This window comes from Mycobacterium europaeum (genome assembly GCF_002102155.1).
GTDB classification, from domain to species: domain Bacteria; phylum Actinomycetota; class Actinomycetes; order Mycobacteriales; family Mycobacteriaceae; genus Mycobacterium; species Mycobacterium europaeum.
Genome location: NZ_LQOU01000028.1, coordinates 56,940 through 79,434, shown reverse-complemented (window position 1 = coordinate 79,434; position 22,495 = coordinate 56,940). Strand labels below are relative to the sequence as shown.

General features: G+C 70.2%; 20 protein-coding genes. 6 read left to right on the top strand and 14 right to left on the bottom strand.

What is annotated here, in order from left to right; genetic code table 11:
- The first annotated feature begins 11 nt into the window (after window positions 1-11).
- Complete coding sequence (locus tag AWC03_RS14445; RefSeq protein ID WP_085241327.1) at window positions 12-881, top strand: RDD family protein; 870 nt, start codon at window positions 12-14, stop codon at window positions 879-881.
- 9 nt (window positions 882-890) lie between these two features.
- On the opposite strand, the gene AWC03_RS14440 is transcribed toward AWC03_RS14445, so the two are convergent.
- Window positions 891-1,283: a hypothetical protein gene (locus tag AWC03_RS14440; RefSeq protein ID WP_085241325.1), complete on the bottom strand. Its 393-nt coding sequence runs from the start codon at window positions 1,281-1,283 to the stop codon at window positions 891-893.
- Window positions 1,284-1,503: 220 nt separating this feature from the next.
- On the opposite strand from AWC03_RS14440, the gene AWC03_RS14435 reads away from it, so the two are divergent.
- Window positions 1,504-2,220 (top strand): PadR family transcriptional regulator, encoded by a 717-nt coding sequence (locus AWC03_RS14435; RefSeq protein ID WP_085241323.1) that lies wholly within the window; start codon window positions 1,504-1,506, stop codon window positions 2,218-2,220.
- Window positions 2,221-2,303: 83 nt separating this feature from the next.
- On the opposite strand, the gene glpK is transcribed toward AWC03_RS14435, so the two are convergent.
- On the bottom strand, window positions 2,304-3,824 hold the full coding sequence (gene glpK / locus AWC03_RS14430) for a glycerol kinase GlpK (RefSeq protein WP_085241321.1): 1,521 nt from the start codon (window positions 3,822-3,824) through the stop codon (window positions 2,304-2,306).
- 84 nt (window positions 3,825-3,908) lie between these two features.
- Here glpK and AWC03_RS14425 point away from each other — a divergent pair, with 84 nt between their 5' ends.
- Window positions 3,909-5,381, top strand: a complete 1,473-nt coding sequence (locus tag AWC03_RS14425) for a glutamate-cysteine ligase family protein (protein WP_085241319.1) — start codon at window positions 3,909-3,911, stop codon at window positions 5,379-5,381.
- A 21-nt stretch (window positions 5,382-5,402) separates the two neighbouring features.
- On the top strand, window positions 5,403-6,083 hold the full coding sequence (locus AWC03_RS14420) for a class I SAM-dependent methyltransferase (RefSeq protein WP_085241317.1): 681 nt from the start codon (window positions 5,403-5,405) through the stop codon (window positions 6,081-6,083).
- 75 nt (window positions 6,084-6,158) lie between these two features.
- On the opposite strand, the gene egtE is transcribed toward AWC03_RS14420, so the two are convergent.
- The 9 genes from egtE to AWC03_RS14375 form a co-directional block, all read right to left on the bottom strand.
- Window positions 6,159-7,256 carry an ergothioneine biosynthesis PLP-dependent enzyme EgtE gene (gene egtE, locus AWC03_RS14415; protein ID WP_249025887.1) on the bottom strand — a complete coding sequence of 366 codons (1,098 nt, stop codon included), beginning with the start codon at window positions 7,254-7,256 and terminating at the stop codon, window positions 6,159-6,161.
- A 47-nt stretch (window positions 7,257-7,303) separates the two neighbouring features.
- Window positions 7,304-8,269: an L-histidine N(alpha)-methyltransferase gene (egtD, locus tag AWC03_RS14410; protein WP_085241314.1), complete on the bottom strand. Its 966-nt coding sequence runs from the start codon at window positions 8,267-8,269 to the stop codon at window positions 7,304-7,306.
- The gene (egtC, locus tag AWC03_RS14405) at window positions 8,266-8,973 is read right to left on the bottom strand and encodes an ergothioneine biosynthesis protein EgtC (protein WP_085241313.1); all 708 of its coding nucleotides are present in this window, start codon (window positions 8,971-8,973) and stop codon (window positions 8,266-8,268) included. The genes egtD and egtC overlap by 4 nt, the downstream gene beginning before the upstream one ends.
- Window positions 8,973-10,268, bottom strand: coding sequence for an ergothioneine biosynthesis protein EgtB (gene egtB / locus AWC03_RS14400; protein ID WP_085241311.1), 1,296 nt, complete (start codon window positions 10,266-10,268; stop codon window positions 8,973-8,975). Before egtB ends, egtC begins: the two co-directional genes overlap by 1 nt.
- Before the next feature lie 89 nt (window positions 10,269-10,357).
- Entirely contained in the window at window positions 10,358-11,617 is a 1,260-nt protein-coding gene (egtA, locus tag AWC03_RS14395) for an ergothioneine biosynthesis glutamate--cysteine ligase EgtA (protein ID WP_085241309.1), read from the bottom strand.
- A 166-nt stretch (window positions 11,618-11,783) separates the two neighbouring features.
- Window positions 11,784-12,431 (bottom strand): sensor domain-containing protein, encoded by a 648-nt coding sequence (locus tag AWC03_RS14390; protein WP_090421349.1) that lies wholly within the window; start codon window positions 12,429-12,431, stop codon window positions 11,784-11,786.
- A gap of 39 nt (window positions 12,432-12,470) precedes the next feature.
- On the bottom strand, window positions 12,471-13,919 hold the full coding sequence (locus AWC03_RS14385; RefSeq protein WP_085241305.1) for a catalase: 1,449 nt from the start codon (window positions 13,917-13,919) through the stop codon (window positions 12,471-12,473).
- Window positions 13,920-13,962: 43 nt separating this feature from the next.
- Window positions 13,963-14,463 carry a hypothetical protein gene (locus AWC03_RS14380; protein ID WP_085241303.1) on the bottom strand — a complete coding sequence of 167 codons (501 nt, stop codon included), beginning with the start codon at window positions 14,461-14,463 and terminating at the stop codon, window positions 13,963-13,965.
- 147 nt (window positions 14,464-14,610) lie between these two features.
- The gene (locus tag AWC03_RS14375; RefSeq protein WP_085241301.1) at window positions 14,611-14,982 is read right to left on the bottom strand and encodes a hypothetical protein; all 372 of its coding nucleotides are present in this window, start codon (window positions 14,980-14,982) and stop codon (window positions 14,611-14,613) included.
- A gap of 373 nt (window positions 14,983-15,355) precedes the next feature.
- On the opposite strand from AWC03_RS14375, the gene AWC03_RS14370 reads away from it, so the two are divergent.
- Window positions 15,356-16,765: a PPE domain-containing protein gene (locus AWC03_RS14370; protein ID WP_085241300.1), complete on the top strand. Its 1,410-nt coding sequence runs from the start codon at window positions 15,356-15,358 to the stop codon at window positions 16,763-16,765.
- Between the two features lie 43 nt (window positions 16,766-16,808).
- Here AWC03_RS14370 and AWC03_RS14365 read toward each other — a convergent pair whose 3' ends face one another.
- The 3 genes from AWC03_RS14365 to AWC03_RS14355 are packed head-to-tail and all read right to left on the bottom strand — an operon-like array spanning window position 16,809 to window position 20,256.
- Entirely contained in the window at window positions 16,809-17,948 is a 1,140-nt protein-coding gene (locus tag AWC03_RS14365) for a DUF4185 domain-containing protein (RefSeq protein ID WP_085241298.1), read from the bottom strand.
- A gap of 7 nt (window positions 17,949-17,955) precedes the next feature.
- Complete coding sequence (locus AWC03_RS14360) at window positions 17,956-18,990, bottom strand: aspartate-semialdehyde dehydrogenase (RefSeq protein WP_085241296.1); 1,035 nt, start codon at window positions 18,988-18,990, stop codon at window positions 17,956-17,958.
- On the bottom strand, window positions 18,991-20,256 hold the full coding sequence (locus tag AWC03_RS14355; RefSeq protein ID WP_085241294.1) for an aspartate kinase: 1,266 nt from the start codon (window positions 20,254-20,256) through the stop codon (window positions 18,991-18,993).
- Window positions 20,257-20,606: 350 nt separating this feature from the next.
- On the opposite strand from AWC03_RS14355, the gene leuA reads away from it, so the two are divergent.
- On the top strand, window positions 20,607-22,448 hold the full coding sequence (leuA, locus tag AWC03_RS14350) for a 2-isopropylmalate synthase (protein ID WP_167542637.1): 1,842 nt from the start codon (window positions 20,607-20,609) through the stop codon (window positions 22,446-22,448).
- Window positions 22,449-22,495: the final 47 nt, after the last annotated feature.

Here is a 22,495-nt window from a genome sequence, read left to right as displayed (position 1 = left end):
CGTTCGGTGTTATGTCGGAGGTGGTGACCGGCGACGCCGTCGTGCTCGATGTGCAGATCGCCCAGTTGCCGGTGCGCGCCGTGAGCGCACTGATCGATATCGCGGTGATCGCCGTCTGCTACCTGCTCGGCCTGATGTTGTGGGCCGCCACGCTGACCCAGTACGACAGCGCGCTGAGCACCGCCGTCCTGCTCATCTTCACGGTGGTGGTGATCGTCGGCTATCCCGTCATCCTGGAAACGACCACCCGCGGCCGCTCGGTCGGCAAGATCGCGATGGGCCTGCGCGTGGTGTCCGACGACGGCGGCCCAGAACGCTTCCGGCAAGCCCTGTTTCGGGCCCTGGCGGCGGTGGTGGAGATCTGGATGCTGTTCGGCAGTCCGGCCGTCATCTGCAGCATCCTGTCGCCGAAGGCCAAACGGATCGGCGACATCTTCGCCGGCACCGTCGTCATCAACGAGCGCGGACCCCGGCTGGGCCCCCCGCCGATGATGCCGCCGTCGCTGGCCTGGTGGGCGGCGTCGCTGCAACTGTCCGGGCTGTCCCCCGGCCAGGCCGAGGTTGCGCGCCAATTCCTCTCGCGGGCACCGCAACTCGATCGCCAGTTACGCCAGCAGATGGCCTACCGCATCGCCGGCGACGTGGTGTCCCGCATCGCCCCACCGCCCCCGCCCGGCGCACCGCCCGAATTGGTCCTCGCCGCCGTGCTCGCCGAACGGCACCGCCGCGAGCTGGCGCGGCTTCGCCCCGCCGCGCCGCCGTGGGGTGCCGCGCCGTGGCCGCCCGGGCCGCCACCGCCGGCCGGATTCTGGCCGGGCGCGGAGGCGCCGCGGCAGCCCCCGCCCAGCGCCGGACCGGGCGGTTTCTCGCCGCCGGGCTGACCGGCCGGGCTAACCGGAGACGCTGGCCGCCATCAGGCCGACGTCGGCGATCAAGAGCGCCCACCCGCACAGGGGAACGGCGATGCCGCCGCGGCGCTTCGCGGTGAAGAGCGAGATGACGATGACGACGACGGCGACCGCGGGCGCGCCGTAGAACGCGACCCCGAAATTGATCCCGCCGTGTCCCAGGTTGGGGCAGCTGCGGTCGGCGCAGCCGTCGGTGCTCATCACCGCACCGAGCGCAAAAAGCATCACGATGGCGGCGGCGGGCACCGTGGCCAGCGCCAGGCCCCAGTTGACCCACGGCCAGACGTTGCGTTCGCGTCCGCTGCCGCCCTGACCGGGGCCGGTCGCGGTGGAGGTCCCGCTGCCCGCCGTCAGGTGGGAGTTGTCCGCGTTCATCCCAGAGTTCCTACCCGCCGCCCGTGGGGTGCAAACCGCCCTGGACCATCCGGCCCCCGGCCCGGCGGGCGCAGGGTCCCGCCATCACCGCAGGCCACACGGTTCCTCGGTCGGAGCTGCGCGGAATTCGGCACCAGAGCGTTGCATCGCGATAGTTTTCGATATATCGTGATACTTCGAAGCGCACGGTGCGCTTCCCCTTCAGACGTAAGGAAAAGACATGAATCACCCATTCACCCCCCCTGGTGGCCCGTTCGCCGGCGGGCCGGGCTTCGGCTTCGGTCCCGACATTCATCGACGCGCCCTGCACGGCGCCCGGCGGCGGGCCCGCCACGAGTTCTTCGAAAACCTCCGCGAGCACGGCCCCGGCCACGACGGCCCCCCGGGCTTCGGTCCCGGATTCGGGCCCGGGTTCGGTCCGGGCTTCGGTCCGGGCTTCGGTCCGGGATTCGGCTTCGGGCCGGGCGGGCGGCGCGGCGGCTGGCGGCGCGGCCCCGGCCGCGGCAAGCGCGGCGATGTCCGCGCGGCCATCCTGGCGCTGCTGGCCGAGCGGCCGATGCACGGCTACGAGATGATCCAGCAGATCGCCGAACGCAGCAACGGGCTCTGGAAGCCGAGCCCCGGCTCGGTCTACCCCACGCTGCAGTTGCTGACCGACGAGGGCCTGATCACCGCCAGCGAAACCGAGGGCAGCAAGAAGCTCTTCGAGCTGACCGACGAGGGCCGCGCGGCGGCCGAAAAGGTCGAGACCCCGCCGTGGGACGAGATCGCCGAGGGCGCCGACCCGGGTCAGATGAACCTGCGGGCGGCCGTCGGCCAGCTGTTCGGGGCGGTCGCGCAGTCCGCGCACACCGCCACCGCCGAGCAGCAGCAGCGCATCGTCGAAATTCTCAACAACGCGCGGCGCGAGGTCTACGGCATCCTCGGCGAAGACTGAGCCCTCTTGCCGCGAGCGTGCGCAAATGTACGACCGCACCGGCGTGTCGTTGTACAGACACGCACGCTCGCGGCATCGAGGCGCTAGGTGACGTCCACCCAATCCAGGGTCCGCTGCACCGCCTTGCGCCAACCCGCGTATCCGGCGGCGCGCTGCTCGTCGGTCCAGGCCGGCGTCCAGCGCTTGTCCTCGTGCCAGTTGGCCCGCAGGTCGGCCGGGTCGGCCCAGAACCCCACCGCCAAACCGGCCGCGTACGCCGCGCCCAGCGCCGTCGTCTCGGCCACCACCGGGCGGACCACGTCGACGCCGAGCACATCGGCCTGGATCTGCATGCACAGGTCGTTGCCGGTGACCCCACCGTCGACCTTCAAAAGCTCAAGGCGCACACCGGAATCCGCCGCCATCGCGTCCACCACGTCGCGGCTCTGGTAACAGATCGCCTCCAGCGTCGCGCGGGCCAGGTGTGCGTTGGTGTTGAACCGCGACAACCCGACGATCGCGCCGCGCGCGTCCGATCGCCAGTACGGCGCGAACAGCCCGGAAAACGCCGGGACGAAATAGACTCCGCCGTTGTCGGGGACCTGACGCGCCAGCGACTCGCTTTGCGCCGCACCGCTGATGATGCCCAGCTGGTCGCGCAGCCACTGCACGGCCGCGCCCGTGACCGCGATCGAACCCTCGAGCGCGTACACGGGTTTGGCGCCGCCGAACTGGTAGCAGACGGTGGTCAGCAGCCCGTTCTTGGACCGCACGATGGTCTCGCCGGTGTTGAGCAGCAAGAAGTTCCCGGTGCCATAGGTGTTCTTCGCCTCGCCCTCGGACAGGCACACCTGGCCGACCATCGCCGCGTGCTGGTCGCCCAGCATACCGGTGACCGGCACCTCGCCGCCGACCGGCCCGGTCTGCGCGGAGACGCCGTAGGGCTGCGGCGACGACGACGGCGCGATCGCCGGCAGCATCGCGCGCGGGATGGAGAAGAAGGACAACAGCTCGTCATCCCAGTCCAGGGTCTCCAGATCCATCAACATGGTCCGGCTGGCATTCGTCACGTCGGTGACGTGCACACCGCCGCGCGCGCCCCCGGTCAGATTCCACAACACCCAGGTGTCGGCGGTGCCGAACAGGGCGTCGCCGCTCTCGGCGGCCTGGCGCACCCCGTCGACGTTGTCCAGGATCCACTGCAGTTTGCCGCCGGAGAAATACGTCGCCGGGGGCAGGCCCGCCTTGCGCCGGATCACCTCCCCGCGACCGTCGCGTTCGGCCGCCGACGCGATCCGATCGGTGCGGGTGTCCTGCCAGACGATCGCGTTGTAATAGGGCCGCCCGGTGCGCCGATTCCACACCAGCGTGGTTTCCCGCTGGTTCGTGATGCCCAGCGCCGCAAGGTGATCGGCGGACAGGTTGGCGCGGTTGAGCACCGACATCAGCACCGAGGAGGTGCGCTCCCAGATCTCGACCGGGTCGTGCTCGACCCAGCCGGCGCGCGGCAGGATCTGTTCGTGCTCGAGCTGGTGGCGGGCCACCTCGGCGCCGTCATGATCGAAGATCATGCACCGGGTGCTGGTGGTTCCCTGATCGATGGCGGCGACGAACTCGGCGGACACGTCAGGAGTCCATCACGGTCCGCCGCGCCCGACAAGCGGCCGGGCAGCTTGCGTTACCGCCGGTAACCCTGTTCCATCGGCGGTGTGGGCGAAGAGGTCAAGCGCACCACGTACAACAGCGCACATCGGCGGGAATACCGGCGGAAGCTCCAGTTGTGCCTGGACGTCTTGGAGACGATGCTGGCCCGGTCGCACTTCGACTCGGCGAAGCCGCTCACCGGCATGGAGATCGAGTGCAACCTCGTCGACGCCGACTATCAGCCGGCCATGTCGAACCGCGATGTGCTGGACGCGATCGGGGATCCGGCGTTCCAGCCGGAATTGGGCGCCTACAACATCGAATTCAACGTGCCGCCCCACGCCCTGCCCGGGCACACCGCGCTGGATCTCGAAGACGAGGTGCGGGCCAGCCTGAACGCCGCCGAGATCAAGGCCGGCGCGGGCGGTGCGCACATCGTGATGATCGGGATCCTGCCCACGCTGATGCCCGAACACCTGGCCACCGGCTGGATGAGCGACTCCCGGCGCTACGCGGCGCTCAACGAGTCGATCTTCACCGCCCGCGGCGACGACATCCCGATCGACATCTCCGGCCCCGAGCCGCTGAGCTGGCAGGCCGTGTCGATCGCGCCCGAATCCGCGTGCACCAGTACCCAATTGCATCTGCAGGTGGCACCCGAGGCATTCGCCGCGAACTGGAACGCCGCACAGGTGGTGGCCGCCCCGCAGCTGGCGCTGGGCGCCAACTCGCCGTACTTCTTCGGCCACCAGTTGTGGGCCGAGACCCGCATCGAGCTGTTCACCCAGTCCACCGACACCCGGCCCGAGGAGCTCAAATCCCGGGGCGTGCGGCCGCGGGTGTGGTTCGGCGAAGGCTGGATCGGCTCGGTGCTCGACCTGTACCGGGAGAACATCCGCTACTTCCCGGCCCTGCTGCCGGAGGTGTCCGACGAGGACCCGGTCGCGGAGCTGGCGGCCGGCCGGGCGCCGCGCCTCCCCGAGCTGCGGCTGCACAACGGCACCGTGTACCGGTGGAACCGCCCGGTCTACGACGTGGTGCAGGGGCGGCCGCACCTGCGGCTGGAGAACCGGGTGCTGCCGGCGGGGCCGACCGTCGTGGACATGCTGGCCAATTCGGCCTTCTTCTACGGGATGCTGCGCCGCCTGTCCGAGGACGACGATCCGCTGTGGGCCGGCATGGATTTCGCTGCCGCGCAAGAGAATTTCCTTGCGGCGGCGCGCGACGGCATCGATGCCCGCCTGCGCTGGCCGGGCCGCGGCCAGGTGACGGCGACCGCACTGGTGCTGGACACGTTGCTGCCGATCGCCGACGAGGGGCTGCGCCGCTGGGGGGTGGACGCCGACGTGCGGGACCGCTTCCTCGGGGTGATCGAGGGCCGCGCCAGGACCGGTCGCAACGGCGCCAGCTGGCAGGTGTCCACCGTGCGCGCGCTGGAAGACGGCGGGATGACAAGGCCGGCCGCGCTGGCCGAGATGCTGCGCCGGTACTGCGCGCACATGCACGCCAACGAGCCGGTGCACACCTGGGAGTGCTGAGCGCCGGGTACGTTGAGATCCATGACGGGCGATCAAATCATGGACTGGGACAGCGCATACCGCGAGCAGGCGCACTTCGAGGGGCCGCCGCCGTGGAACATCGGTGAGCCGCAACCCGAACTGGCCGCGCTGGTGGCCGCGGGGAAATTCCGCAGCGACGTGCTGGACGCCGGGTGCGGAGTAGCCGAACTGTCGTTGGCGCTGGCCGCCCAGGGCTACACGGTGGTCGGGGTCGAGCTCACGCCGACCGCCGTCGCGGCGGCCACCAAGGCAGCCCGGGAGCGGGGCCTGACCACCGCCAGCTTCGAGCAGGCCGACATCACGTCGTTCGGCGGCCACGACGGCCGGTTCTCCACCGTGGTCGATTCCACGCTGTTCCATTCGCTGCCGGTCGAGGGCCGCGACGGCTACCTGAGCTCCATCCACCGCGCGGCCGCGCCGGGGGCCAGCTTGTTCGTGCTGGTGTTCGCCAAGGGCGCGTTTCCCGCCGAGATGGAACCCAAGCCGAACGAGGTCGACGAGGACGAGCTTCGGGCCGCGGTGAGCAAGTACTGGGAGGTCGACGAGATCCGGCCGGCCTTCATCCTCTCCAACGTCATCGAGATCCCCGACGCGCCTTTCGAATTCCCGCCGCATGAGCGCGACGAGAAGGGCCGGATGAAGATGCCGGCCTACCTGCTGACGGCGCACAAAGCGGGCTAGAACGACAGGGCCGGTCGCGCCGAAATCGACGTCACCGCGGGCCCTGCTCGCACTTTTGCGCGCCGGCGTCGATCTCTAACCCGACGTCGCCGCGGTCGCGGCGATCAGCGCCTCGGCGAAGGTCTCCACATCGTCGGCCGTGGTGTCGACGTGCGGCGAGATCCGCAGTCGCGGGCCGGCCAGCTCCAGGGGCGCGCGCTGCACGCCGACGTAGGTGGTCAGGATCCGCCGCTCGGCGAGCAGCCAGGACCGCACCGATTGCGGATCGGCGCCCTCGACCGGGGCCAGGGTGGTGATGGCGCTGGGCTCGTCGACCTCTTCGACCACCGCCCAGCCGGCCACGTCGGCCAGCACCCGGCGGCTGGTGGCGCCCAGCGCGGCCAGCCGTGCGCGCACGGCCTGCGGGCCGCACGCCAGGTACTCCCCCAGCGCCAGCGAAAAGCCCACCCGCGCGGCCACATTGGCTTCACCGAACTCCAGCTGCTGGGCCACCGTGAACGAGCCGGCGAGCCAGTCGGGTGCCGCCAGCCTCGGGCGCAGGCCCTCCAGCAGCTCGCGGCGCGCAGCCAGCGCCCCGACCCCGCGCGGCCCGGCGAGCCACTTGCGCGACGACGCATAGGTCACGTCGGCGCCGACCGCGCAATCCACCTGGCCCAGCGCCTGGGCGGCGTCGACCACCAGCGGCAGCCCCAACTCGCGGCACAGCTGCGCGATCATCGACACCGGCTGCACCACCCCGCTGTGGCTGCCCACCGCGGTCAGGTGGACGAAATCGGGCGGATCGGCCTCCAGCTCCAGCGCGGCGTCATCGAGCGCGACCCGGCCATCGGAAAGCGTCGGCAGCAGCCGGCGGTCGAATCCGTGCGCGTTCAGCAGCGCCAGGTTGGGGCCGTATTCGCCGGGCAGGCACGCCACCGCGCGTCGGTCGGCCGGCCACGCGCCCAGCAGCAGGTCGAGCGCGTTCAGGGAGCCGGTGGTGAACACCACCTCGGCGTCGGGCATGCCGGCCAGCGCGGCGAACGCGACCCGCCCGGCGTCCAGCGCGGGCGCGGCCGCCTCTGCCGCGACGTAGCCGCCGACTTCGGATTCGTTGCGGGCGTGCAGGGCGGCGGCCTCGATCACCGCCAGGCTCTGTCGCGAGCAGGCCGCGCTGTCCAGGTGCAGCCCGGCCATCGGCGGGCGGGCCACCCGCCAACGGGCGGCCAGCGAGTCCCCGACGGTCACTTCACGGCCAGCGACAGCCCGAAATCGCCCGCTGCGTCCGTCCACCACCGGGTGCGGCGCAGCCCCGCCGCGGCCAGTTCGGCGCTCACCCCGTCCGGGCGGAATTTGCACGACACCTCGGTGAGCATCTCCTCACCGGCCGCGAAATCGACGGTCAGGTCGAGCGCGTCCACCCGGACCCGTTGGGGCCGGGCCGCCCGCAACCACATTTCGATGCGCTCCTCTTCGGCGTTCCAGCGCGCCACGTGTTCATACGCCTCGACATCGAAGTCGGCGTCGAGTTGCCGGTTGATCACCGCCAGCACGTTGCGGTTGAACGCTGCCGTCACCCCCGCCGGGTCGTCGTAGGCCCGCACCAGCCGGCCGGTGTCCTTGACCAGGTCCGTGCCCAGCAGCAGGCTGTCCCCCGGCCGCATCTGGGCGGACAGGCTCGACAGGAACTCCGCGCGCGGGCCGGGCGTGAGGTTGCCGATCGTCGACCCCAGGAAGGCGAACAGGCGGCGGCCGCCGGTGGGGATCTCGGCGAGGTGTTCCTCGAAATCGCCGCAGACCGCGTTGATTTCGATCCCCGCGTATTCCCGCTGGATGGCCGCCGCCGCGGTCTCCAGGATGCCGGCGTCGACGTCGAAGGGGACGAACCTGCGCAGCGCTCCGCGTTGGCGCAGCGCGTCCAGCAGCAGCCGGGTCTTCTCCGACGTTCCGCTGCCCAGCTCCACCAGGGTGTCGGCCTGGCTGGCCCCCGCGATGTCCGCCGACCGCGCGCGCAGGATCTCCGCCTCGGCGCGGGTCGGATAGTACTCGGGCAACCGGGTGATCTGATCGAACAGGTGGCTGCCCAGCGAATCATAGAACCACTTGGGGGGCAACGACTTCGGCGTCCGGCGCAGGCCGTCCGACACGTCGCGGCGTAACGCCCGGTCGGCGGAGTCGGCGGCCAGGTGGTTGGCCAGGGTCAGCGTCATCGATAACCTTCCGATCGATCCAGCGGGGTCAGCGCGACGCCCGTCGCGGTGACCTCGACGAGGTGGCGGTCCGGCACGTCCTCCCAACCGGAGTCGTTGTCATACGGCTCGCTGGCCAGGACGACACCGTCCGGGCGGCGCAGGATCGACAGGGTGTCTCCCCAGGTGGTGGCCAGCAGGCGAGCGCCGTCGGCGGCCAGGATGTTCAGCCGGGCGGCCGGGTCGGCAGCCGCTATCTCGGTGATCGTCTCGCCGAGCGCGTCGAGGCCGCGGTCGAAGATGGCGGCCGCCAAGAGCGCGCTGTCACAGATCGATTCGGCGCGCGAGGTCGCGGGCAACACGGCGCGGTCGACGACCCCGTTGTGCGACAGCAACCACCGGCCGTCGGTGAAGGGCGCCGTCGCGCTGGCGTCGATCGGCATCCCGACCGTCGCCGATCGCACCGCGGCCACCACGCAGCGGCTGCGCAGGGCAGGGGCCACGGAGTCGAACGACACGTCACCCCACAGCGGTGCCTGGCTACGCCAGCGGCGGGGGCCTCCCGAAGCGCCGTCGAAAAACCCCACGCCCCAGCCGTCGGCGTTGAGCAGCCCGTGCTTCTGCCGGCGCGGGGCATACGACTGCACCCGCAGCCCGCACGGCGGATCCAGCACCAGCGAGGAGACTGTGACGTCGGCCCCGAGCCAACCGAGGTGGCGGCACATCAGGCGAAATCCTCGACGTCCCAAGCCAACCGGACACCGGAGAAGATCTGGCGCCGGATCGGATGATCCCAGTTGCGAAAGCTCGGCCGCAGGATCGCGGGCTCCACGGCCCACGAGCCGCCGCGCAGCACCCGGTAGTCGCCGTCGAAGAAGGGCTGCGAGTAGCGCTCGTAGATCATCGGAACGAACCCCGGCCACGGCCGCAGCGGCGAGCAGGTCCACTCCCACACGTCGCCGAGCATCTGCTCCGCCCCGTACGCCGAGGCGCCGGCCGGGTACGCCCCGACGGGCGCCGGGCGCAGCCCGGCGCCGCCCAGGTTGGCGAGGGCGTCGGTCGGCGGCTGCGCCCCCCACGGGTAGCGGCGCCGGCTCTCGGTGGCCGGATCCCACGCACAGGCCTTCTCCCATTCCGCCTCGGTGGGCAGCCGCGCGCCCGCCCATGCGGCGTAGGCCTGCGCCTCGAAGTAGGTGACATGCTGCACCGGTTCGTCGGCGGGAATGTCCTCGACGTGACCGAACCGGGTGCGCGTCCGTCCGTCCGGACCCCAGAACTGCGGCGCGGTCAGGCCCGCGCGCCGGCGGTGCTCCCAACCGCGCTCGGACCACCACCGCGGGTCGGAGTAGCCGCCGTCCTCGATGAAGTGCCGCCATTCCCCGTTGGTCACCGGGACCCGGCCGATGCGAAACGCGGGCAGTTCCACGACGTGTGCGGGACGCTCGTTGTCCAGCGAGTAGGGCTCGCTGATTGCGTCCACGCCCAGCACGAACGGGCCGGCGGGCACCAGCACCGAGCTACCGGCCAGGCCGGGCCGACCGGCCGGCAACGCCGCGGTGTCGCGCAGCAGTGGCGCGCCGCTGCGCAGGTTCAGCGCCTGCAACATGGTCTCGTCGTGCTGATTTTCGTGGCTGATCACCATCGCGTAGACGAAGCTGTCGGCGTCGTCGGGCAGGGCGTCCAGGGCGTCGAGCGCGGCCGACCGCACGGTCTCGCAGTACGACCGCGCCCGGTCCGGGGGCAGCAGCGGCAAGTCGACCCGGCTGGCCCGCGAGTGCACGAAGGCGTCGTAGAGCCCCTCGACGGCCGGGGGCAGCATGCCCGGCCGGCCGGGGTCACCGCCACGCAGCAGCCACAGCTCCTCTTGCTGACCGATGTGCGCCAGGTCCCACACCAGGGGGCTCATCAGCGGGTCGTATTGCCGGTACAGTTCGGCGTCGTCGAAGTCGCACAGCCGCAACGTCCGCGCCCGCGCCCGCGCCAGATCGTCGGCAAGACCTGCCCGGCAGGACGATCGCAATCGCGGCGCGGGGGGCACTCCCCAGCTCCGCGGGGACCCCACCCGCTTGCGGGGGACCGGCCGCAGCGGGTCGGAATCATCAGCGGAAGTCACAGCCCCCCTTGCGCCCGCCGCGCCACCGTGGGCGCGATGCCGTGCCGGATCACCTGGTCGGAGAATTCGTCGCCGGGGCACCGGCCCCGCTCCACGGCGTCGACCAGCCGCTGCATCGGGCCGCCGAGTTCCGGCGGTGCCAGCTCGGCGGCGACGGCCACGCACCGGTTGGCCGCGGCGTAGAGCCGCCGGTCCCGCAGACCGGCCTGGGCCGCGGCGTCCCAGGCGGTGGCCACCGGTTCGACCGCCTCGGCCGCGACGGCGGCCGCGACCGGGTCGTCGAGCAGGGTCACCAGGGTGAACACCAGGGCCGGCCAGAAGACGTCCGGCGCGCTGTCCAGATAGCGGATTTCCAGCCACTGCCTCGGCCGCACCGGCGGAAACAGGGTGGTCAGGTGGTATTCGAGGTCGGCGATGGTGGGACGGCGATCGCCCAGCAGCACCCGGCCGTCCACCCAGTCGGCGAACGGCACCCAATGCGTGACCGCGACGGCGTCCGGGGAGTTGACCAGCATCACCGGGGCCTTCAGCGCGTAGCGCGCCCAGTCGGTGCCCGGGTCGTCACCGCTGACCCCCAGGATGGGGCCGCACCGCGCCGAGTCCATCTGGCCCCAAACCCACTGCCGGGTGGAGGCCCAGCCGGTGAACTCGCCGCGCAGCATCGGGGAGTTCGCGGCCATCGCGATCATGGTGGGTCCCAGCGCGTGCGCCAGCCGTACCCGGTCCGCCCAGCCGGCCCGCGGACCGGCGTCCAGGTTGACCTGGATGGAGGCGGTGGACGTCATCATCGCGGCGCCCGCCGCACCGGAGCGGCTGGACGCGAAGAACTGCTCCATCGCGCGGTAGCGCGCGCCCGGGTTGATGCGCTTGGGCAGCCGCAGCGGGTCCGCCCCGAGGAAGACCAGCCCCAGGCCGGCGTCGGCGAACGCCGACCGCAGCACGCCCTGGTCGCCGCGCATCGCGTCGATGGCGGCCACCACCCCGTCGGCCGGCGGGCCGGACAGCTCCACCGCACCGCCGGGCTCCACGGTCACGCGGCTGCCGCCGGGCAATGCCGGTAGCCGCTCCAGCACGCGGGCGATCTCGCGCCAGGCGGGCCGGCGATGCGGGTCGGACGGGTCGTGGCAATGAGCTTCCAACTCCAGGCCCACCCGGCCCAGCGGGCCGTCCACCAGGCAGCCCTCGGCGATGTAGTGCGCGGCGGCCTTGGAATCGGCCATCTCGGAGCCCGCGGTAGTGATGGCGGCAAACGTCATATCACTATCCCTTCGGGCCTGGGCCAGCCTGAGCACGCGCCTGCGGACCACTTCCCTGCACAGCTAAGGCAACGGTAACCGCCACTACTTCATCTAACAGATGGCCCCGACATATTCCCGTTCGCGCGCGATCTCAAGCATGCCCATGCGGGCCGCGGAAGCCGGCTCACTGACCGAGCGCGTTCTGCATCGCACCGGCCAGCACGTTGACCGCCGGCCCGGCGTTGCCAGACTGGCAGACCTTGGCCTGCAGCAATACATTTTCGCGCAGCCTGGTTTGATTGAAGCAGCGCCGATCGGTGCCGGCTTCTTGCTTGGTCCAGTTCGCGTCGGCGGGTCCCGGCGGGCCGCCGTCGAACGTCCACACCTGGGTGACGCCGTTGTCCAGGTGCATCGCGGTGGTCTGGCCCGAGCAGCCCACCGTTCGGTCCACCAGGCGATGGAAGGCACGGTCGGCGGCGTCGTTGGTGGCAAACACCCCGACGGCCTGCTTGACGAAGTGGGTCTGGTCGTTGGCCGACGTCTGGGTGACGGCGCCGTTGAACGACGCCAGGTCGGGGTCGTTGTACACCTCGGGCAATCCGATGTCGGCCCAGTTGTTGCACACCGGGACGTCCACCCAGTCGCCCTGCACCGGTTCGGTGAATACCGACTCCCAGCCCATGGGTCCGCCGACGATGTTACCTACCGAGCCCTTACCCAGGACCGCGTAGTTCACCACCCCCGGGTCCGACGGGTGCGCGGCCGCAACCGGGAGCGCGACCGCGCCCCCGATGGCCAGGCCGATGGTGATCGCCGCCGCGCGAACCCGCATGGTCATTCACACGATCATGCCAGGCACGCGGCCGGGCGGTCAGCCCCCGTTGGCCCGGACGCCCTCCTCGACCAACTTGGCGAGGTCGGGGTCGACGTTGCGCCAGTACTCGAACACCCGCGACAGCACCGGCTCCTTCACGCCCTTCGAGACATGTCCAATGATGTTGTGCGCCAAGCGGTCCCGGGCCGCGTCGTCGAGAACCTCGCGGACCATGGTGCCGGCCTGGCCCCAGTCGTCGTCCTCGGGGTGCAGCGTGTACGCGGCGCGGACCATGTCGCCGTCGGCGTGCCAGCGCACCTCGGCGGCGCGGGCCGGGTCGGCGTGCGGGCCACCGTAGGAGTTCGGCGCATAGACGGGGTCGGAGGCGTTCTTCACCCGCATCGCCCCGTCCTTGGAGTAGCTGTTCACCTCGACCTTTGGCTCGTTGACCGGGATCTGCCGGTAGTTGGTCCCCAGCCGGGCGCGGTGCGCGTCAGAGTAGGAGAACCCGCGGGCCTGCAACATCTTGTCGGGGCTCAGCCCGGTGCCGGGCACGGTGTTGTTCGGCTCGAAGGCCGCCTGCTCGATCTCGGTGTGATAGTCGGTGACGTTGCGGTTCAGCGTCATCTTGCCGACGTCGATCAACGGGTAGTCGGCGTGCGGCCACACCTTGGTCAGGTCGAACGGGTTGAACCGGTAGCTCTTGGCCTCCTCGTACGGCATGATCTGCATCTTCAGCGTCCAGCTCGGGTGGTCGCCGCGCTCGATCGCCTCGTAGAGGTCGCGCTGGTGGTAGTCGCCGTCCTCGCCGGCCAGCCGGTCGGCGTCCTCCTGGGTCAGGAAGTCGATGCCCTGCTCGGTGATGAAGTGGTACTTCACCCAGAAGATCTCGCCCGCGGCGTTGATCCAGCTGTAAGTGTGACTGCTGTAGCCGTTCATGTGCCGCCACGTCTTGGGAATACCGCGGTCACCCATCAGCCAGGTCACCTGGTGCGCCGACTCCGGTGAGAGCGTCCAGAAGTCCCACTGCATGTTGTGGTCGCGCAGGTTCGTGGCCTGCATGCGCTTTTGCGACCGGATGAAGTGCTGGAACTTCAGCGGGTCCCGCATGAAGAAGACCGGCGTGTTGTTGCCGACCAGGTCGAAGTTGCCCTCGCTGGTGTAGAACTTCAGCGCGAAGCCGCGGGGGTCACGCCAGGTGTCCGGGCTGCCGCGCTCGCCGGCGACGGTGGAGAACCGGGCAAGCATGTCCGTCTTGGTGCCGGGCTGGAAGACCGCGGCCCTGGTGTATTGGCTGACGTCGTTGGTGACCTCGAAGGTGCCGAAGGCGCCGCCGCCCTTGGCGTGCGGCTGCCGCTCCGGGATGCGTTCCCGGTTGAACTGGGCCATCTGCTCGATCAGATAGTGGTCCTGCAGCAGGATGGGGCCGTCGGGGCCGACGGTCAACGACTGGTCGTCGCTGGGTGCAGCGATGCCGGCGTCAGTGGTGGTGAAACGCTCCGTCATGTCGCTATCTCCTCGATTGCTGGGCTGACGCGCTCATGGGGTGTTACGGGCGCGGCGCGGGCGTGCTCGGCGTCGGGCTTGCCGACGGCCCACCGGGGCCGCTCACGCCGGGACCGCCCCCGGGGCCGCCGGGTCCACCCGGGCCACCGGGCGGCATCGGGACGATCAGCGCCGGGCCGCCGGAATTCCACGGGCCGCCAGGGCCGGGACCGCCGGACCCCCACGGCCCGGGGCCGGGACCGGGGCCCCACGGGCCGGTACCGGGACCGGGCCCCCACGGGCCGTTGCCCGGGCCGGGTCCGCCCGGGCCGCCACCAGGCGTGAACATCTGGCCGTGGTGGTAGTGGCAGTGGTGGTAGTGACCGAACAAAAAGGCACCGGCGAAGAACACGGTGGAGATGATGAAGACGATTCCGGCGACGATGACCACCCATGCGGCGGCCGTGTAGAGCCGCGGGGGCTTCACCCGCTCGGGGCGCGGCGGCGGGGGTGGCACGGGTGCGGCGGTCGGCGGGGGCGGCGGCGGTTCGGGTGTCTCGCTCATGCCTTGAATCATGCCCAGGGGCGCGGCGGCCGTAACAGGTTCGGGACCACAAACTTGCTGTGAATCCGGAGCCGGCGCTGACTGAACGACGGGCAGCCCGGTGCTCTGCCGAGCACCGGGCTGCTGGTTGTTCGGTGAAGGGTTGGACTACCGGCCCGGGGCGACCGACGACGGGATCTGGCTGGGCCCGGGGGCGCCGGGGGTCGCCGACGCGGGCCCGCCCTGCTGGATGCCGGCCGGTCCGCCGGCACCCGGGCCGCCCGGACCGCCCATGCGGTGCGGGTGCATGAACGCCGCGTGGTGCTTGTGGTGGTGGCCGCCGTGATGGCCGCCGCGGTGGCCGAGGATGAAGCCGGTGAAGAACACGACCGCGACGATGAACACGATCCCGGCGACGATGGCGACCCACGCGGCGAGTTGGAAGACCCGCGGGGCCCGGTATGCCGCCGCGGCTTCCGCGGCGGCCGGTGCGGTGGCGGTGGAGGACCGCGCGATGGGGGTTTCGGATGTTTCACTCATGAGACAAATGATGAAGCCGTTAACACCAGTTGCGGCTATGCGCTCCTTATGTAGCAGCTATGAGCGCAAGGGGCCCACCGCTCGGCTTCGCCGGGCCGAATGGATCAAACCCGGGCCGATTCGCAATCCGTAGAAATCGGCGCGTACCAGCCCCCCGTCGGTGACTTAGGATGGCACGTGGTAGCGGCCGGCGCGCCACTGCACCGCTCGCGTGACCGGCACGACGAGAGGAACGGTCGGTGGGTGCAATGTATTTGGCCGCCGTCAGGCAAGGCGGAGAGCAAGCACCCCGGCGTCACCGGCTGCCGAAGGCGCTCCCCAGGACATGACCCAGCCGGCCAGGGTCGCTGCAGCACAAGGAGATTGAGCCGATATGACGCAGACGCTGAACGTCGAATATCAGGAACTCATCGCGCGCGCTGAAGAACTCGAGCAACCGCTGCCAACCGTCCCGTCCACCAATCCGCAAGGCCCCTGCAACCTTTCGTTCATTCACGATACCGCTGCACGACTCGCATTCACCGCCGACACGTTTCGGATGTACCTCAAAGGGTGCGAACGGGAATGGAAGAGTCTGGCGAAATCGCTGAGGAACGCGGCAAAGGCCTATGAAGAGGTCGACACCGGGGCCGCGGAGGACATCGACAAGATCCTGACCGACGGCTCTTCCGCCGCGGCCATGGCGCCGGTGCAAGTGGTCGCGGAGGAGGAGCCGTGGTCACCACCCCCACCCGCGGCCGCGGCGGCGCCGTTCGAATACCCCTATTACGAAGTCAGACGGGCGGCGGCGGACATCGAGTCCGGTGACCAGGGAACCGCATTCAGGGCGTTTGCGCAGGAATGGGAGTCGTTCCAACGGGCGCTTCGGGAGCAAACCAATCGGTTCCGGCTCTTCAATAGCTGGGAGGGTGAGGCGACGGCGCAGGTCGAGCAGAATTTCCAGCGGCAAAAGGAGTGGATCTACTCGATGGCGAAATTGTGCGGTGACCTCGCGCAGCAGGCCAACAGGGTCGTCGACGTGCACAAGAAGGCCACCGCCACCACCGGGTACAACAACCAGCACGCCCTTGATGGCGCGCACCCCACGTCCTATGAAATATCGCAGTGCGATTATTGGTACAGGCGCTACATGGAATCCAACAATCAGTACTACGTGACCGTCACCATTCAATGGTATGAGAAGCTGCAGGCAACCTCGGAATCGGCGCTGAAGTATTACGTTCAGTATGCGAACTTGCCGTTGAAGGCGCTCACCCCGGATACGCCTCCCAAGGCGACGGTCATCAAGCCGCCCGACAAAACGCCAAAGCCCAACCCGGGCGATCCCAACGCGGAAAATCCCAACCCGGATGATCCCGACGCGAGTCCCAAGCCGGAACCGAAGCCCACCCCGGGCGGCGGGACGCCCACCCCGGGCGGCGGGACGCCCACCCCCGCGCAGATCGGTCAGCTTGCGGGCAACATTTCGCAGGGTATGCAGGGCTTTTCCGAAGGGATGCAGGGCGCTACGCAGGGGGTGCAGGGCATCATGCAGGGCATCCAGGGCTTCGCGCAGGGCGGCGGCTCGATGCCGGCTTCACTGGCCTCGGACACCACCGCGATCGACCCGCAAGCGGACGCGGAAAAGAAGGACGACGACAAGAAGGACGACGAGGAAACGCAGGACCAGGCGACACTCGTCGACGGCGCCGCCGCGGGCGATCAGGCTTCCGGCGCCGCCCCCACCGCGCCACCGGCTGCCGGCGGCCAGGCGGGGGCGGCGCCTTCGGAAGTGGTGCTCTGACAAGGCCGCGGCGAGCGGGCGCCGGTTCGTCGGGTCGGCAGGATCACGGTTTGAACGGGTTCACCGCGAACTGGATGACCCGGTAGGGCGCCGCGACCCGGGCCCGAGTGTCCCACTGGCTCACGAAGATTCGCAGCTCGTCGAGGGTGGAGCCGGGCGAGATGTACCCGCCGTACGGTTGGGCGAGCCGGTTGTCGTAGGGCGGCGGCAGGCTCTCCGCGGGATCCGGCCACTCGTCGTGCTGCACCACCGTGGTCACCGGCGCGTCGCCCAGCCCGGTCGGGTCGTCGGCGACGCGGACCTCCATGTTGCCGGTGACCGAGTTGAAATACGACAGCACGGCCTTGCCGTCGATCTGCCGGATGCACAACTCGCCGACGGCGTCCGGCCACAGCGGGGTGGGCGGCCTGCCCCAGCCGCCGTGCGGGCCGGCCGCCCAGCCCTGCCATCGGGACCGGTCGGTGAACGCCTGCGGGGTGGCCCGATACAGCAGGACGGGGTCGCGGCGGGTGAAGCTGTCCGCCACGATGTACACCCACCCGGTGGGCGAGTCCGGGGTGGGGATCGGGTCGTAGTAGCCGCTGATCTGGGTCTGCGAACCGCCCTGATAGGAGGCGGGTCGCCGCGATCCGGCGATGGTCTGCCACCCGGCCCGCGCCGGCTCGGCCGTCACCAGCCGTGAGCTTTGCGGCTCCAGGTTCTTCGTCGTCGTCACCATCACGTAGTTGCGCCGGTTGATCTGCACCACCCCGGCGGGCAGCTGCGAGGCGCCCGGCGGGGCCGGGTCGGCCAGCAGCGGATGGCTGATCCCGGTGACGCCGGTGTAGCGCACGCCGGCCGGGTCGTCGACGGACGCGGTGTCCACGTGCAGCGCCACCGGGGCGTACCAGCCGCCGAACCCCACCCCCTGGCCGGCGAAGCTGTCGCCGCACACCTGCAACAGTTCGGTGGGGAACTCGACGAACTCACACAGGTCCGTGGCGCCGATGCCGTAGTCCCCGGTGGGGGTGCCGGTGCCGGCCGTGGGGCCGATCCGCAACACCTGACCGGGGGCCAGCGGACCCACGATGGGCTCGGGGGCCGGCGCCGGCGGGTCGGCGCGGGCAAGCCAACACCATTGCGGCGCAAGCAGAGTCAGTGCAAGCGAGCACCGCGCGACCAGTCGGGCAGGCGCGGTGCTCACCCGCGGATCACAGCTGGGCGGCCAGCAGCTCGGCGATCTGGATGGTGTTCAGCGCCGCCCCCTTGCGCAGATTGTCCCCGGACACGAACAGGGCCAGGCCGCGCCCGTCGGGCACGCCCGGGTCGCGCCGGATGCGGCCGACCAGCGACTCGTCGACGCCGGCGGCCGCCAACGGGGTCGGCACGTCGACCACCTTGACCCCGGGCGCGCCGTCGAGCAGTTCGCGGGCGCGTTCGGGCGACAGCGGCCGGGCGAATTCGGCGTTGATCGACAGCGAGTGCCCGGTGAACACCGGCACCCGCACACACGTACCGCTCACCGCCAGCTCCGGGATGCCGAGGATCTTGCGGCTCTCGTGCCGCAGCTTCTGGTCCTCGTCGGTCTCGCCGGAGCCGTCGTCCACCAGCGAGCCGGCCAGCGGCACCACGTTGAACGCGATCGGCGCCACATACGTCGTGGGCGCGGGGAAGGCGACCGCGGAGCCGTCGTGCACCAACCGCTCGGCGTCGTCGATGACCGCGCGTGCCTGCGTGGCCAGCTCCTCGACCCCGGCCAGACCGCTGCCCGACACCGCCTGATAGCTCGAAACCACCAGCCGAGTCAGCCCGGCCTCGTCGTGCAGCACCTTGAGCACCGGCATGGCGGCCATCGTGGTGCAGTTCGGGTTGGCGATGATGCCCTTGGGTCTGCGGTGCGCGTCCCGCTCGAAGTTCACCTCGGACACCACCAACGGCACGTCGGGGTCCTTGCGCCACGCCGACGAATTGTCGATCACCGTCACCCCGGCCGCGGCGAACCGCGGCGCCTGCACCAGCGACATGGTCTTGCCGGCGGAGAACAACGCGATGTCCAGCCCGGCCGGGTCCGCCGTCGCCGCGTCCTCGACCTCGATCTCCTGACCGCGGAACTCGAGCTTGCGCCCCCGGGAGCGGGAGGACGCGAAGAACCGCACCGACGTGGCGGGGAAGTCCCGCTCGTCGAGCAATCTGCGCATCACCTGGCCCACCTGGCCGGTGGCGCCCACCACGCCTATCGCAACCATCTACCTGCCCGTCCCCGCGTACACCGTCGCCGACTCGTCGCCGCCGAGCCCGAACGCCTCGTGCAGCGCCACGACGGCCTTGTCTAGTTCGGTGTCGCGGCACAGCACCGAGATGCGGATCTCGGAGGTGGAGATCAGCTCGATGTTGACGCCGACCTCGGCCAGGGCTTCACAGAAGGTCGCGGTGACGCCGGGGTGGCTGCGCATGCCCGCGCCGATCAGCGACACCTTGCCGATGTGGTCGTCGTAGAGCAGCTGGCTGAACCCGATCTCGTCCTTGAGCGCATCCAGCTTGGCCACCGCCGTGGGCCCGCTGTCCCGCGAGCAGGTGAAGGTGATGTCGGTCTTGCCGTCCTCGATCTTGGAGACGTTCTGCAGCACCATGTCGATGTTGACCTCGGCGTCGGCGACGGCCCGGAAGACGCGCGCCGCGTAGCCGGGGATGTCGGGGATGCCGACGACGGTCACCTTCGCCTCGCTGCGGTCGTGCGCGACTCCGGTCAGGATGGGGTCTTCCATTGGCTTGTCCTTGATCGATCCGACGACGACGGTGCCCGGCTTGTCCGAGTACGACGAGCGGACGTGCACCGGGATGTTGTAGCGGCGGGCGTATTCCACGCAGCGCAGCATCAGCACCTTGGCGCCGCACGCCGCCATTTCGAGCATCTCCTCGAAGGTCACGGTGTCCAGTCGGCGCGCGTTGTGCACGATCCGCGGGTCCGCGGTGAAGATGCCGTCCACGTCGGTGTAGATCTCGCAGACGTCGGCGTGCAGTGCGGCGGCCAGCGCCACGGCGGTGGTGTCCGAGCCACCGCGGCCCAGCGTGGTGACGTCGCGGGTGTCCTGGCTGACGCCCTGGAACCCGGCGACCAGCACGATGCGCCCCTCCTCGAGCGCCTCCTGCAGCCGGCCCGGAGTGACCTCGATGATCTTGGCGTTGCCGTGCGTGCCGGTGGTGATCACGCCGGCCTGCGAGCCGGTGAACGAGCGCGCCTGCGCGCCCAGCGACTCGATCGCCATGGCCACCAGAGCGTTGGAGATGCGCTCGCCGGCGGTCAGCAGCATGTCGAGTTCGCGCGGCGGCGGGGCCGGGCACACCTGCTGGGCCAGATCCATCAGGTCGTCGGTGGTGTCGCCCATCGCGGAGACCACCACGACGACGTCGTTGCCCTGCTTCTTGGTCGCGACGATGCGCTCGGCGACGCGGCGGATCCGATCGGCGTCGGCCACCGAGGATCCGCCGTACTTTTGCACGACGAGCGCCACTGTTGGTCTTCCTGTCTTCTGAGTCTCTGCGCTGATTGCGCGTTAAGTCCACAACAGAATACGTGCCTGCCCATCCGGGTTTTTGGCGCTGTCTGCGGGTACCGCTTGAATCGAGTGTGAGCTGGGGGCCCGGTGTGTGAGTTCGGGGCGGGGCTTTCGCGATTCGCCCGCCCCGGATGCACCCGCAAAGCCGTCGTCGCACATTCGGCGCCGGGGATTCCCAGCCAGCTTCCGCGCAATTTTTACCCGAGCGCCAAAAGCGGTAGAGTTGCCGACGTGCAGCGGGTGCTCCTCCTCGGACGCCGCGACGGGGTCTGATCCAGACCGGCCTCCCGTCGCGGGTGTTCGCGATGCGCCGGTCTGAGGTTCCTTCTGACACCCCCGGAGCAAACACCGTGACTTCCAACCCCGACGCCTACACCTCGGCGCGAAACATCACCAAACCCGCGGGACCGCCGCGGCCGGGCCAGCCCGCCTGGAATCCTCAGCGGGGCTCGGCGATGCCGGTCAACCGGTACCGGTCCTTCGCCGAAGAGGTCGGGCCCATCCGGCTGCCCGACCGCACCTGGCCCGACCGGGTCATCGACCGCGCGCCGCTGTGGTGCGCGGTGGACCTGCGCGACGGCAACCAGGCGCTGATCGACCCGATGAGCCCGACCCGCAAGCGCCGCATGTTCGACCTGCTGGTGCGCATGGGTTACAAGGAGATCGAGGTCGGATTCCCCTCGGCCAGCCAGACCGACTTCGATTTCGTGCGCGAGATCATCACCGACGGCGCCATCCCCGACGACGTCACCATCCAGGTGCTGACCCAGTGCCGTCCCGAACTCATCGAGCGCACGTTCGCGGCGTGCGACGGCGCTCCGCGGGCCATTGTGCACTTCTACAACTCGACGTCAATCCTGCAGCGCCGCGTGGTGTTTCGCGCCGACCGGGCCGCGGTGCAGGCGATCGCCACCGAAGGCGCCCGCAAGTGCGTCGAGGAGGCCGCCAAATACCCTGGCACACAATGGCGTTTCGAATATTCGCCGGAGTCCTACACCGGCACCGAGCTCGAGTACGCCAGGCAGGTGTGCGACGCCGTCGGCGAGATCATCGCGCCGACCCCGGAAAACCCGATCATCTTCAACCTGCCCGCCACGGTCGAGATGGCCACTCCCAACGTCTATGCCGACTCGATCGAGTGGATGAGCCGCAACCTGGCGCGTCGCGACTCCGTCATCTTGAGCCTGCATCCGCACAACGACCGCGGAACCGCTGTCGCCGCAGCCGAATTGGGATACCAGGCGGGCGCCGACCGGATCGAGGGCTGCCTATTCGGCAACGGCGAGCGCACCGGCAACGTGTGCCTGGTGACGTTGGGGCTCAACCTGTTCTCCCGCGGCGTGGACCCGCAGATCGACTTCTCCAACATCGACGAGATCCGCCGCACCGTGGAGTACTGCAACCAGCTGCCGGTGCACGAGCGTCACCCCTACGGCGGGGACCTGGTCTACACCGCCTTCTCCGGCAGCCACCAGGACGCCATCAACAAGGGCCTGGACCAGATGAAGATCGACGCGGACGCGGCGGACACCGACGTCGACGACATGCTCTGGCAGGTGCCCTACCTGCCGATCGACCCCAAGGACGTCGGGCGCACCTACGAGGCGGTGATCCGGGTCAACTCGCAGTCCGGCAAGGGCGGGGTGGCCTACATCATGAAGTCCGACCACGGCCTGGCGCTGCCCCGGCGGCTGCAGATCGAGTTCTCCCAGGTGGTCCAGAAGATCACCGAGGGCGAGGGCGGCGAGGTCTCGCCGAAGGAGATGTGGGACGCCTTCTACGACGAGTACCTGGCGCCGGTGTGGCCGCTGGAGCGGATGAAGCAGCGGGTCGAGGCGTCGGAGGAGGACAGCGGCAACACCACGATCGCGGCGACCGTGAAGGTCAACGGCGTGGAGTCCGAGATCAGCGGCGCCGGCAACGGCCCGCTGGCGGCGTTCGTCCACGCGCTGGGCGACGTGGGGTTCGACGTCGCGGTCCTGGACTACTCCGAGCACGCGATGAGCGCCGGCGACGACGCGCAGGCCGCCGCGTACGTGGAGGCGTCGGTCAACGGCCGCACGGTGTGGGGCGTCGGCATCGCGCCGTCGATCACCACCGCATCACTGCGGGCGGTCGTGTCGGCGGTCAACCGCGCGTCGCGCTAACGCCGATCGCAAGCGCGGCGCCGGCGCCGGGCGTCGGCACCATCCGG